Origin of the sequence: Streptomyces sp. NPDC005799, from assembly GCF_040630525.1 — a bacterium.
In the GTDB taxonomy this organism is placed as follows: Bacteria; Actinomycetota; Actinomycetes; order Streptomycetales; family Streptomycetaceae; genus Streptomyces; species Streptomyces griseorubiginosus_B.
On record NZ_JBEXXQ010000026.1, the window covers coordinates 15088 to 27938 of the forward strand.

A 12851-nucleotide genomic window follows, 5' to 3' on the forward strand; every position below is an offset into this window, starting at 1 on the left:
AGAGACTGTGCCCACTGTGCCCCCGGCCGAGACGGCCGATCGAGCGACCGCAGTGGACGTGACCGCGCTCCTGGAGCGCGGCCGGACCCTTGCCACACCGGTACTGCGGGCGGCCGTGGACCGTCTGGCCCCTCCCATGGACACCGTTTCCGCCTACCACTTCGGCTGGATCGACGCGCAGGGCAACCCCGCCGACGGCGACGGCGGCAAGGCCGTGCGCCCCGCCCTCGCCGTGCTGTCCGCCGAGGTCACCGGCGCCGCGCCCGAGGTCGGCATCCCCGGCGCCGTCGCCGTCGAACTCGTCCACAACTTCTCCCTGCTGCACGACGACCTGATGGACGGCGACGAACAGCGCCGCCACCGCGACACCGTGTGGAAGGTGCACGGCCCCGCCCAGGCGATCCTCGTCGGCGACGCCCTGTTCGCCCTCGCCAACGAGGTCCTCCTGGAACTCGGCTCGGTCGAGGCCGGCCGTGCCACCCGACGCCTCACCACCGCCACCCGCGCCCTGATCGACGGCCAGGCCCAGGACATCTCCTACGAGCACCGCGACCGCGTCAGCGTCGAGGAGTGCCTGGAGATGGAGGGCAACAAGACCGGAGCCCTGCTCGCCTGCGCCTCCTCCATCGGCGCGGTGCTCGGCGGCGCCGACGACCGCACCGCCGACACGCTGGAGAAGTACGGCTACCACCTCGGCCTCGCCTTCCAGGCCGTCGACGACCTGCTCGGCATCTGGGGCGACCCGGTCTCCACCGGCAAGCAGACCTGGAGCGACCTGCGCCAGCGCAAGAAGTCCCTGCCGGTGGTGGCCGCCCTCGCGGCCGGCGGCCCGGCCTCCGAGCGGCTCGGCGAGATCCTCGCCGCAGACGCCAAGAGCAGCGACTTCGAGAACTTCTCCGAGGAGGAGTTCGCCGCCCGCGCCGCCCTCATCGAGAAGGCGGGCGGCCGGGAGTGGACGGCCGAGGAGGCCCGCCGTCAGCACACGGTCGCCGTGGAGGCCCTGCACGCCATCGACATGCCCGACCCGGTACGGGACCGGTTCGCGGCGCTCGCCGACTTCGTCGTCGTACGGAAGAGATGATCATTATCGGTCGAACAGCCCTCGCGTAGTCGCCGGCCGGTGCCGGCAGGAGGTTTCCGGCACCGGCCGACGGCGGACCCACAGCAGCACGACTCGCACGACTGCACGAAGGGGAAGCCATGACAGCGACGACCGACGGAAGCACCGGGGCCGTGTCGCCCCGAGCTGCCTCGGCCAGCGAAACCGACAGCACCACCCCCGTGGCGGCGGGGGTACGCGACGCCGCCGTACGCGCAGTGCAACGCTCCACCGACTTCCTGCTGTCGCGGCAGGACGCCCAGGGCTGGTGGAAGGGCGACCTCGAGACCAATGTGACGATGGACGCCGAGGACCTGCTGCTGCGGCAGTTCCTGGGCATCCTCGACGACTCCACGCGGCACGCCGCCGGACTCTTCATCCGCGGCGAGCAGCGCCCGGACGGCACCTGGGCCACGTTCCACGGCGGACCCGGCGAACTGTCGACCACCATCGAGGCGTACGTCGCCCTTCGCCTGGCCGGCGACGAGCCGGACGCCCCGCACATGGCGAAGGCCTCCGCCTGGATCCGGGACCAGGGCGGCATCGCCGCGGCCCGTGTCTTCACCCGGATCTGGCTCGCCCTGTTCGGCTGGTGGAAGTGGGAGGACCTGCCCGAACTGCCGCCGGAGCTGATCTACTTCCCCCAGTGGATGCCGCTGAACATCTACGACTTCGGGTGCTGGGCCCGGCAGACCATCGTCCCGCTGACGATCGTCTCCGCGAAGCGGCCGGTGCGGCCCGCGCCCTTCCCGCTCGACGAACTGCACACCGACCCGGCCCAGCCCAATCCGCCCAGACCCCTTGCCCCGGTGGCCAGTTGGGACGGCGCCTTCCAGCGTCTCGACAAGGCGCTGCACCGATTGCGCAAGGTCGTGCCGCGCCGGCTGCGCGGGGCGGCGATGAACTCCGCGGCCCGCTGGATCATCGAGCGGCAGGAGAACGACGGCTGCTGGGGCGGCATCCAGCCGCCGGCCGTCTACTCGGTCATCGCCCTGTATCTGCTCGGCTATGACCTCGAACACCCGGTCCTGCGCGAGGGGTTGGCGTCCCTGGACCGCTTCGCGGTGTGGCGCGAGGACGGGGCCCGGATGATCGAGGCCTGCCAGTCACCGGTGTGGGACACCTGCCTCGCCACCATCGCCCTCGCCGACGCGGGCGTTCCGGCCGACCATCCGCAACTCGTCAAGGCCGCCGACTGGATGCTCGGCGAGGAGATCGTCCGGCCCGGCGACTGGGCCGTCAAGCGACCTCAACTGCCGCCTGGCGGCTGGGCGTTCGAGTTCCACAACGACAACTACCCCGACATCGACGACACCGCCGAGGTGGTCCTCGCGCTGCGCCGGGTCAGGCATCACGACCCGGAGCGGGTGGAGAAGGCCATCGGGCGCGGGGTGCGCTGGAACCTCGGCATGCAGTCCAGGAACGGCGCCTGGGGCGCCTTCGACGTCGACAACACCAGTCCCTTCCCCAACCGGCTGCCGTTCTGCGACTTCGGCGAGGTCATCGACCCGCCGTCCGCCGACGTCACCGCCCATGTGGTGGAGATGCTGGCCGTCGAGGGCCTCTCCCACGATCCGCGCACCCGGCGCGGCATCGAGTGGCTGCTGGCCGAACAGGAGCCGGACGGCTCGTGGTTCGGGCGCTGGGGCGTCAACTACGTCTACGGCACCGGGTCCGTCGTCCCCGCCCTCGTCGCAGCCGGCTTCCCCGGTTCGCACCCGGCGATCCGCCGTGCGGTCGCCTGGCTGGAGTCGGTGCAGAACGACGACGGCGGCTGGGGCGAGGACCTGCGCTCCTACCAGGACGCGAGGAAGTGGAGCGGCAAGGGCGCCTCCACCGCCTCGCAGACCGCGTGGGCGCTGATGGCCCTGCTCGCGGCGGGGGAGCAGGAGTCCAAGGCCGTCGAGCGCGGCGTCGCATGGCTCGCGGCCACCCAGCGCGAGGACGGCTCCTGGGACGAGCCGTACTTCACCGGAACCGGCTTCCCCTGGGACTTCTCCATCAACTACCACCTCTACCGGCAGGTCTTCCCGCTGACCGCCCTCGGCCGGTACGTCCACGGAGAGCCGTCCGTGGTGGCAGCCGTCGGCAAGGGGGGCTGATGACCATCGAGCCCGCCCCCGCCCCGCTGCTGATCGCCTGCGCGCTCGGCATCGAACGCTTCGCCCTGCGCACGAGCGACCGGGGTGGGGCCGGCGGGCCGGTCACCGTGCTGCGCACCGGCATGGGGCCCGAGGCGGCCGAGGTCTCCACCACCCGGGTGCTGTCCCGGCCGCAGCTCGCCGGGGCCGCCGTGCTGGCCACCGGCTTCTGCGCCGGGCTCGCTCCCGGCATGCACCCCGGTGACCTGGTCGTCGCCGAGGAGACCCGGCATCCGCGCGGGACCGTCCCGTGCGTCGGCACCGAGCTGCTGGTCGAGGCACTGGTGCGCGCCGTGCCCGGCCGCACCGTCCACACCGGGCCGCTCACCGGCTCCGATCACGTCGTCCGCGCTCAGGAACGGTCGGATCTGCTCGCGACCGGCGCGATCGCGGTCGACATGGAATCGGCGGCGACGCTCCTGAGCGCCGTGCGCACCGGCGAGCGCCCGGTTGCGGCCGTACGGGTGGTCGTGGACGCTCCTGAACATGAACTCGTCCGGATCGGCACGGTGCGCGGTGGAATATCAGCCTTCCGCGTCCTTCGTTCCGTACTTCCCGCTTTTTTCGAATGGCACCGTTCTTTGCTGCTCCCCCGGAGGTGAGCCAGATGGCCATGCCGCTGCGTCAGTCCATCAAGGTCGCTACTTACCTGGCCGAACAGAAGCTCCGCAAGCGGGACAAGTTCCCGATCATCGTGGAGCTGGAACCTCTTTTCGCATGCAACCTGAAGTGCGAGGGCTGCGGCAAGATCCAGCACCCGGCGGGCGTGCTCAAGCAGCGCATGCCGGTCGCGCAGGCCGTGGGCGCGGTGCTGGAGTCCGGTGCGCCGATGGTGTCCATCGCCGGCGGCGAGCCGCTGATGCACCCTCAGATCGACGAGATCGTGCGGCAGTTGGTGGCCAAGAAGAAGTACGTCTTCCTCTGCACCAACGCCATGCTGCTGCGCAAGAAGATGGACAAGTTCAAGCCCTCCCCGTACTTCGCCTTCACGGTGCACATCGACGGTCTGCAGGAGAGGCACGACGAGTCGGTGGCCAAGGAGGGCGTGTTCGACGAGGCCGTGGAGGCGATCAAGGAGGCCAAGCGGCGCGGCTTCCGGGTCACCACCAACTCGACCTTCTTCAACACCGACACCCCGCAGACCATCATCGAGGTGCTCAACTTCCTCAACGACGACCTAGAGGTCGACGAGATGATGATCTCGCCCGCCTACGCCTACGAGAAGGCGCCCGACCAGGAGCACTTCCTGGGCGTGGAGCAGACCCGCGAGCTGTTCAAGAAGGCCTTCGCGGGCGGCAACCGGCGCAAGTGGCGGCTGAACCACTCGCCGCTGTTCCTCGACTTCCTCGAGGGCAAGGTCGACTTCCCGTGCACCGCCTGGGCGATCCCGAACTACTCGCTGTTCGGCTGGCAGCGACCCTGCTACCTGATGAGCGACGGATACGTGCCGACGTACCGCGAACTCATCGAGAAGACCGACTGGGACAAGTACGGCCGCGGCAAGGACCCGCGCTGCGCCAACTGCATGGCGCACTGCGGCTACGAGCCCACCGCCGTCCTCGCGACCATGGGGTCGCTGAAGGAGTCCCTGCGCGCGATGCGCGAGACGGTCGCGGGAAACCGGGAGTGACGACGTGAGCGCCATCTCCCTGGGCGTCCCCGAGGTACCGGCCCGGCCGATCGCCGAGCGGCGCGTGTCGCGGCAGATCCATGTCGGGCCGGTGCCGGTCGGGGGCGGGGCCCCGGTGTCGGTGCAGTCGATGACGACGACCCGTACGTCGGACATCGGCGCCACCCTGCAGCAGATCGCGGAACTCACCGCGTCCGGCTGCCAGATCGTCCGCGTCGCCTGCCCCACGCAGGACGACGCGGACGCCCTCGCGACCATCGCCCGCAAGTCGCAGATCCCGGTGATCGCGGACATCCACTTCCAGCCGAAGTACGTGTTCGCGGCCATCGAGGCGGGCTGCGCGGCCGTACGGGTCAACCCCGGCAACATCAAGAAGTTCGACGACCAGATCAAGGAGATCGCGCGGGCCGCCAAGGACCACGGCACACCGATCCGGATCGGGGTCAACGCCGGGTCCCTCGACAAGCGGCTGCTGCACAAGCACGGCAGGGCGACCCCGGAGGCGCTGGTCGAATCGGCGCTGTGGGAGGCGTCGCTCTTCGAGGAGCACGACTTCCGGGACATCAAGATCTCGGTCAAGCACAACGACCCGGTCGTGATGATCGAGGCCTACCGGCAGCTCGCCGCCCAGTGCGAGTACCCGCTGCACCTGGGCGTGACCGAGGCCGGTCCCGCCTTCCAGGGCACGATCAAGTCGGCGGTCGCCTTCGGGGCGCTGCTCTCCCAGGGCATCGGCGACACCATCCGGGTCTCCCTGTCGGCCCCGCCCGCCGAGGAGGTCAAGGTCGGCATCCAGATCCTTCAGTCGCTGGGGCTCAGGCAGCGGCGGCTGGAGATCGTGTCCTGTCCGTCCTGCGGTCGGGCGCAGGTCGACGTCTACAAGCTCGCCGACGAGGTCACGGCGGGCCTGGAGGGCATGGAAGTCCCGTTGCGGGTGGCCGTGATGGGCTGTGTGGTCAACGGTCCCGGTGAGGCGCGGGAGGCCGACCTGGGGGTCGCCTCCGGCAACGGCAAGGGGCAGATCTTCGTCAAGGGCGAGGTCGTCAAGACCGTCCCCGAGTCGAAGATCGTGGAGACCCTCATCGAGGAGGCGATGAAGATCGCCGAGCAGATGGAACAGGACGGCGTCGCGTCGGGGGAGCCGGCCGTCACCGTGAGTTGAGCAGCACGGACCGAAGGGGGCCCGACCGTGACGATTCTGGAGAACATCCGGGGACCACGCGACCTGAAGGCGCTGTCCGAGAGCGAACTGCGCGAACTGTCCGAGGAGATCAGGGAGTTCCTGGTGCACGCGGTGGCCAGGACCGGCGGCCACCTCGGGCCCAACCTGGGCGTGGTGGAGCTGTCCATCGCGCTGCACCGCGTCTTCGAGTCGCCCGTCGACCGCATCGTGTGGGACACCGGCCACCAGAGCTACGTCCACAAGATCCTCACCGGGCGCAAGGACTTCTCCAAGCTGCGCGGCAAGGGCGGCCTGTCCGGCTACCCCTCGCGCGAGGAGTCCGAGCACGACATCGTCGAGAACAGCCACGCCTCCACCGCGCTCGGCTGGGCCGACGGTCTCGCCAAGGCCCGCGAGGTGCAGGGCGAGAAGGGACATGTCGTCGCGGTCATCGGCGACGGCGCGCTGACCGGCGGCATGGCCTGGGAGGCGCTGAACAACATCGCGGCAGCCAAGGACCGGCCGCTGATCATCGTCGTCAACGACAACGAGCGCTCCTACGCGCCCACCATCGGCGGCCTCGCCAACCACCTGGCCACCCTGCGCACCACCGACGGCTACGAGAAGGTGCTCGCCTGGGGCAAGGACGTGCTGCTGCGCACGCCCGTCGTCGGCAACACCATCTACGAGTCCCTGCACGGCGCGAAGAAGGGCTTCAAGGACGCCTTCGCCCCACAGGGCATGTTCGAGGACCTGGGCCTGAAGTACGTCGGCCCGATCGACGGACACGACATCGGCGCCGTGGAGTCCGCCCTCCGGCGGGCGAAACGCTTCCACGGGCCGGTCCTCGTCCACTGCCTCACGGAGAAGGGCCGCGGCTACGAGCCCGCCCTCGCCCACGAGGAGGACCACTTCCACACCGTCGGCGTGATGGACCCGCTCACCTGCGAGCCGCTCACGCCGTCCAACTCCCCGTCCTGGACCTCGGTGTTCGGCGACGAGATCGTCAGGATCGGGGAGGAGCGGGAGGACGTCGTCGCGATCACCGCGGCGATGCTGCACCCGGTGGGGCTCGGCAAGTTCGCCGCGAAGTTCCCGGACCGGGTGTGGGACGTGGGCATCGCCGAGCAGCACGCGGCGGTGAGCGCGGCCGGTCTCGCGACCGGGGGGCTGCACCCCGTGGTCGCCGTCTACGCCACCTTCCTCAACCGCGCCTTCGACCAGTTGCTGATGGACGTGGCCCTGCACCGCTGCGGCGTGACGTTCGTCCTGGACCGGGCCGGCGTCACGGGCGTCGACGGGCCCTCCCACAACGGCATGTGGGACATGTCGATCCTCCAGGTCGTCCCCGGCCTCAGGATCGCGGCTCCCCGGGACGCCGACCAGTTGCGGGCCCAGCTGCGCGAGGCCGTCGCCGTCGACGACGCGCCGACGCTGGTCCGCTTCCCGAAGGAGTCGGTGGGACCCGAGATCCCGGCGATCGACCGGGTCGGAGGCCTCGACGTCCTGCGCCGGGACCCCGGCACACCCGAGGTCCTGCTGGTCGCCGTCGGTGTGATGGCACCGGTGTGCCTGCAGGCCGCCGAGCTGCTGCAGGCCCGCGGGATCTCCTGCACGGTCGTGGACCCGCGCTGGGTCAAACCCGTCGACCCGGCGCTCCCGGGCCTGGCCGCGGAACACCGGCTGGTCGCCGTCGTCGAGGACAACAGCCGCTCCGCCGGGGTGGGCTCGGCGGTCGCGCTCGCCCTCTCGGACGCCGAAGTCGACGTCCCCGTACGGCGGTTCGGCATCCCGGAGCAGTTCCTCGCGCATGCCAAGCGCGGCGAGGTGCTGGCCGACATCGGTCTCACGCCGGTGGAGGTGGCCGGCCGGATCAGCGCGAGCCTCGCCGTCAAGGAGGCCGAGGACACCCTGGCCGTCAAGGAACAGACGGACGGCACCGTCAAGGAGAGGGCTGAATGACCAAGGAGTTCGACCTCGCCGCACTCTTGGCCGAGCGCGGAGCCGAGCGCTACGAGCTGCACGGGAAGTACCTGAACCACCAACTCCCGCGCATGCTGCACACGATCGGCTTCGACAAGGTCTACGAGCGGGCCGAGGGTGCCCACTTCTGGGACGCGGACGGCAACGACTACCTGGACATGCTCGCCGGGTTCGGGGTGATGGGCGTCGGCCGCCACCACCCCGTCGTCCGCAAGGCACTGCACGACGTGCTCGACGCCTCTCTCGCCGACCTCACCCGCTTCGACTGCCAGCCGCTGCCGGGACTGCTCGCGGAGAAGCTGCTGACGTACAGCCCGCACCTGGACCGGGTGTTCTTCGGCAACAGCGGTACGGAGGCGGTGGAGACCGCGCTGAAGTTCGCCCGGTTCGCCACCGGTAGGCCGCGCGTCCTGTACTGCGACCACGCCTTCCACGGGCTGACCACCGGTTCGCTGTCGGTCAACGGTGAGGACGGCTTCCGCGACGGCTTCGCCCCGCTGCTGCCCGACACGGCCGTTCCGCTCGGTGATCTCGACGCGCTGGAACGGGAGTTGAAGAAGGGCGACGTCGCCGCGCTGATCCTCGAGCCGATCCAGGGCAAGGGTGTGCACGAGGCCCCGCCCGGCTATCTGCGCGGCGCCCAGGAACTCCTGCGCCGGCACAAGGCGCTGCTCATCGCGGACGAGGTCCAGACGGGCCTGGGACGTACCGGCGACTTCTACGCCTACCAGCACGAGGAGGGCGTCGAACCGGACCTGGTCTGTGTGGCCAAGGCCCTGTCCGGCGGTTACGTCCCCGTCGGCGCCACCCTCGGCAAGGACTGGATCTTCAAGAAGGTCTACTCGTCCATGGACCGGGTGCTGGTCCACTCCGCCAGCTTCGGCTCCAACGCCCAGGCCATGGCGGCCGGTCTCGCCGTGCTGTCGGTCATGGAGGACGAGCAGATCGTCGCGAACGCCCGCCGTACGGGCGACCTGCTGAAGTCCCGGCTGGCGGCGCTGATCGACAAGTACGAGCTGCTCGCCGACGTACGCGGCCGGGGCCTGATGATCGGCATCGAGTTCGGCAAGCCCAAGTCGCTCAAGCTGCGCGGCCGTTGGACCATGCTGCAGGCCGCCCGCAAGGGACTGTTCGCGCAGATGGTCGTCGTGCCGCTGCTGCAGCGGCACCGGATCCTCACCCAGGTCTCCGGCGACCACCTGGAGGTGATCAAGCTGATCCCGCCGCTGGTCGTCGGCGAGCCGGAGGTCGACCGGTTCGTGGACGCCTTCACGGCCGTGATGGACGATGCGCACAGCGGCGGCGGGCTGATGTGGGACTTCAGCAAGACGCTGGTGAAGCAGGCCGTGGCCAATCGCTGACGCGCCGGGCGGCCGGGGTTGCTGCACGGCCCCCGGCCGCCCGAATAATCGATCGCGCGAGCGATCACCGTGCGGCACAATCGCCGGATGCCGACCGCCGCGGAGCAGTTGCTCTCCGCACTCGAAGGACTGTCTTTCCCGGCCCGTCTCGCCCTCACCGCCAAGACCGCGCGCCGACTCGTGGAGCAGGGGGAACTCGCTCCGCTCCTCACCGAACTCGACGCCCACGGCCCCTACGGGCGCCGCCTCGCCGCGCTGGCCGCCCTCGTCGGCCGGGACGCCGGCTTCCTCGCCGCCCGGCTCGCCGACCCGGACGCGGTCGTCGCCGGGTACGCCCAGCGCGCCGCCCGCACCCTGCCCGTGTCCGACGCGGCGGTGGAGGCGGCGTACGACGACGCACCGGCCGCGCTGCGGGGCCGGCTGGCCCGTCTCCTCGCCTCCGGTGGCCGTGGCGCGCTCGCCGAGCGGCTGGTGACGCGGCTCGGCGAGGAGTGGGGCGAGGCCGAGGCCGCGCGTCTGCTGCCCGCCTGCTCCACGCCCTTCGTCGCACAGGAGCTGCCCCGGCTCGCGCACGCCGTGGACAACTGGCCACGGCTCGCCCGGCGCCACCCGGGCCCGGTGCTGGCCCACGCCGAACGTGCCCTGGCCGACCGGTCCGACCACCGGGCCAGGGAGGAGTGGTGGCGGCTGAACGCCACGACGGTCGCGGCACTCGCCCCGCGGCTGCCCGAGGGGGTCCTGGCCCTGCTGGAACGGCACGGCCCGGACGCCCTGCCGCCCGGCCTGTTCGGCGGCCTCGGCGCGCTCGTCGACGCCGACGCCGAGCGGGTCGTGCGCTGGATCATCTCCCCGCGCCGGGACCCACCGCGCCACGAGACCGTGCCGCCGCCCGGCGTGCTGCGCCGGCTGGTGCGCGCCGAGCCGCCGTCCCTGCCGCTGCTGGGCCGCCACTGGATACAGCGCCGTGACCACCTCGCCGGGCTGCTGAAGGCCATGGCGCCGGGCAGGCGGACGGCCTTCCTCGACGCGGTCACAGCGGAGGGGACGCACTGGGGCCCGGCCCTGTCCGTGCTCGGCCTGCTGCCGCGCGAGCGCCGCTGGGCCGAAGTGCGCAGGGCGGCCGCCGAGTTCGGCGAGAGGGTCGACGCCTGGGACGACCTGGACACGCTCGCCCACGGCCCGTACGACGAGGCACGCGCCTTCCTGATCGCCGCGATACGGCGGCCCGACGCCGACGACCGCGCCGCCGCCTGGCCGCTGTTCGTGGCCTGCGCGGCCCGGGACGGCGGCCGGGAGGCGATCACCGAGGTGCTGGTCGCGGCGGGCCGGCTCCGCAACGACCAGGACCTCGTGCGCTCTGCCGCGCTGGAGGCGCTCGCCGAGTCGCATCCGCGGCTGTTCACCTCCGCGGACGCCGAGCCGCTCGACCGGGTCGCCCTCGACGCCCTGCAGGCCCGGGACTGTTCGGCCGGCACCCTGAAGGCATTGCGCACCCTCGCCGAGCGCGTCCTCGTCGAGCACGCCGGCGACGACGAAACGGCCCTGCGCGCCTGGGCGTTGAGCACGCTGGAGCGGATCACGGGCCGGGTCGGCGTACCCGACTTCGGGCCGCTGCACCGCGTCCTGCGGCGCGGCCAGGAGCACGAGGTGTTCGAGGCGCTGCGCCCCTGGCTGGAGGCGGCGGCGGACCGGTCCGACTTCCGGCTGCTGCTCGGCCTGGCCGCCGCGTTCGGCCCGCGGGCCCGGCGGATGCCCGCGCTGCAGGACATGCTCGCCCTGGCGCTGGAGCGCGGCGACGACATGACGTTCGAGGCGGCCGCGACGCTGTGGCTGGCCGCACCGGCCAGCCGCGGGGAACGGGCGGCCCGGATCGTCGGCCGGGAACCGTCGGCGGTCGTCCTGGCGCCGGTACGGCGGGTGCTGTCCCGCGAGCGCACGGACCTGCTGGACGCCCTGCTGGCCGACACCCCGCCGTACGGGCGCTTCCTGGTCGCCGGGGCGGCGCGCCCGCTGCCGGACCTCGGCGCCGCCGACCGCTGGCTGCCCCGCCAGCAGCGGGCCGCGGCACGGCTCGCCGAGCAGATCACCGAGGACCGCTCCCGGCCCCTGGACGACCGGGCCGCCGCGCTCCGCGCCGCCGCCCCGGTGCCGGAGGTGGGTCTGGCCCTGGCCATGCGGCACAAGGACGACGAGGAGGTGGTCGTCGCCGAGGCGGCGCTCGCCGCGCTGTCCTGGACCGACCGCCCCCAGGACGCCCTGCCGGTGCTCCTGGACCAGGCGGCCGGTGACCGGGCCCGGGTCGCGGTGTACGCGGCGAGCCGCGCCGCCCGCTTCAGCGCCCCCTCCGAACTCGCCGCCGCCCTCAGCCCGTTGCTGACGGGGGAGCGGCCCGCGAAGGTGACCTCCCGCAAGGAGGCCGTGCGCCTCGCGGCCCGCTTCCTGCCGCCGCGTCAGGCGGTGGCGCTGCTCGCGCGCGGCTTCGCCCCCGACACGCACCCCGACGTCCGGACCGCCGTGATCCGCGTGCTTCCGCCCCTCCTGGGCGTGCCGGAGGCCTGGCACCTGCTGGACGCGGCCGCACGGGACGACACCCCCGGCGTACTCCGGGCCGTCGTCGAGGTGGGGCCATGGGAACTGGCCGAGGTGCAGCGTGACCGGTACGCGGCGGTGGTGGACGCGGTCTACGACGCCGGTCTGGCCTCGCACGAGGACTTCTCCGGCTGGGCCTTCCTGCGCGGGCTGGCCCCCTGGACCCGGTACGCGCCCGGGCTGGCCGACCGGATCGCCGGCACGGTGTGCGACCTGGACAACCGGGAGCACTGGAGCCATGCGGCATCGGTGCTGCGCGACCTCGCCTTCGCCGACCCGCCCCACCCGGTGGCCGGCGCCGCTCCCGGCAGTGCCTTCCACGGCGCGGTGACCCGGCTGCTGGCCGCGATGCGGACGCCCGAGGGCGGCTGCGAGGCGCTGGCGGACCGGGATCTGCCGGCGCTGCAGCGACTGCGGGCCCTGGTGTCGCTCTCCTACAACGTCGTCGAACGGCTGGAGGTGCTCGAGGAGATCGCCGCGCTGCTCGCGCCGGAACCGCTGCTGGCGGCCGAACGGGCGAGTCTGCTGCGCCGACTGGTGGACCGAACCGAGCAACCGGACCAGTTGCTCGGGCGGCTGCTGGACCTGGCTCAGGCGTTGGAGGGCACCGGAACGGCGGTCGCGCTCCAGGTTGCGGGCCGGCTGGAGACGGGCTGGGCGCACCGAGCCCGGCCGGAACGGGCTGCGGCCATGCTGGCGGCGGCCCAGCGGCTGGCCCGCGACGGCGGCACGGTGCCCGGTCTGCTCGCGGCGCAGTTGGTGGACGGAACGGCCGGCGGCCTCGGCTGGCCCGAGGAGTGGCGGTCGCTCCTGCGGCTGCTGCGCCGGCACCCGGACCCCGACGTACGGTACAAGGCGTACGAGACGAGGACGGCCCCGGAATGAC

General features: G+C 72.1%; 8 protein-coding genes. All 8 read left to right on the forward strand.

Annotated features, from left to right (window positions below; genetic code table 11):
• Positions 1-16: 16 nt before the first annotated feature.
• The 8 genes from ABZ453_RS24910 to ABZ453_RS24945 all read left to right on the forward strand — a co-directional run bounded on the left by ABZ453_RS24910 (position 17) and on the right by ABZ453_RS24945 (position 12850).
• Positions 17-1081: a polyprenyl synthetase family protein gene (locus tag ABZ453_RS24910; protein ID WP_165954752.1), complete on the forward strand. Its 1065-nt coding sequence runs from the start codon at positions 17-19 to the stop codon at positions 1079-1081.
• Between the two features lie 119 nt (positions 1082-1200).
• Positions 1201-3201, forward strand: a complete 2001-nt coding sequence (gene shc, locus ABZ453_RS24915) for a squalene--hopene cyclase (RefSeq protein WP_359017831.1) — start codon at positions 1201-1203, stop codon at positions 3199-3201.
• On the forward strand, positions 3201-3842 hold the full coding sequence (locus tag ABZ453_RS24920) for a 1-hydroxy-2-methyl-2-butenyl 4-diphosphate reductase (protein ID WP_359017833.1): 642 nt from the start codon (positions 3201-3203) through the stop codon (positions 3840-3842). Before shc ends, ABZ453_RS24920 begins: the two co-directional genes overlap by 1 nt.
• Positions 3843-3847: 5 nt before the next feature.
• Positions 3848-4870, forward strand: a complete 1023-nt coding sequence (hpnH, locus tag ABZ453_RS24925) for an adenosyl-hopene transferase HpnH (RefSeq protein WP_133042090.1) — start codon at positions 3848-3850, stop codon at positions 4868-4870.
• A 4-nt stretch (positions 4871-4874) separates the two neighbouring features.
• Positions 4875-6032: a flavodoxin-dependent (E)-4-hydroxy-3-methylbut-2-enyl-diphosphate synthase gene (gene ispG / locus ABZ453_RS24930; RefSeq protein WP_359017835.1), complete on the forward strand. Its 1158-nt coding sequence runs from the start codon at positions 4875-4877 to the stop codon at positions 6030-6032.
• Positions 6033-6059: 27 nt separating this feature from the next.
• On the forward strand, positions 6060-7994 hold the full coding sequence (dxs, locus tag ABZ453_RS24935) for a 1-deoxy-D-xylulose-5-phosphate synthase (RefSeq protein WP_359017837.1): 1935 nt from the start codon (positions 6060-6062) through the stop codon (positions 7992-7994).
• The gene (locus tag ABZ453_RS24940) at positions 7991-9376 is read left to right on the forward strand and encodes an aspartate aminotransferase family protein (RefSeq protein ID WP_359017839.1); all 1386 of its coding nucleotides are present in this window, start codon (positions 7991-7993) and stop codon (positions 9374-9376) included. The genes dxs and ABZ453_RS24940 overlap by 4 nt, the downstream gene beginning before the upstream one ends.
• 87 nt (positions 9377-9463) lie before the next feature.
• The gene (locus ABZ453_RS24945) at positions 9464-12850 is read left to right on the forward strand and encodes a hypothetical protein (protein ID WP_359017841.1); all 3387 of its coding nucleotides are present in this window, start codon (positions 9464-9466) and stop codon (positions 12848-12850) included.
• Position 12851 lies beyond the last annotated feature (1 nt).

Bases quoted from the DNA above. Each gene is read 5' to 3' on its own strand.
- shc (WP_359017831.1), top strand. From the start codon at position 1,201: ATGACAGCGACGACCGACGGAAGCACCGGGGCCGTGTCGCCCCGAGCT.
- ABZ453_RS24920 (WP_359017833.1), top strand. From the start codon at position 3,201: ATGACCATCGAGCCCGCCCCCGCCCCGCTGCTGATCGCCTGCGCGCTC.
- hpnH (WP_133042090.1), top strand. From the start codon at position 3,848: ATGGCCATGCCGCTGCGTCAGTCCATCAAGGTCGCTACTTACCTGGCC.
- ABZ453_RS24940 (WP_359017839.1), top strand. From the start codon at position 7,991: ATGACCAAGGAGTTCGACCTCGCCGCACTCTTGGCCGAGCGCGGAGCC.
- ABZ453_RS24945 (WP_359017841.1), top strand. From the start codon at position 9,464: ATGCCGACCGCCGCGGAGCAGTTGCTCTCCGCACTCGAAGGACTGTCT.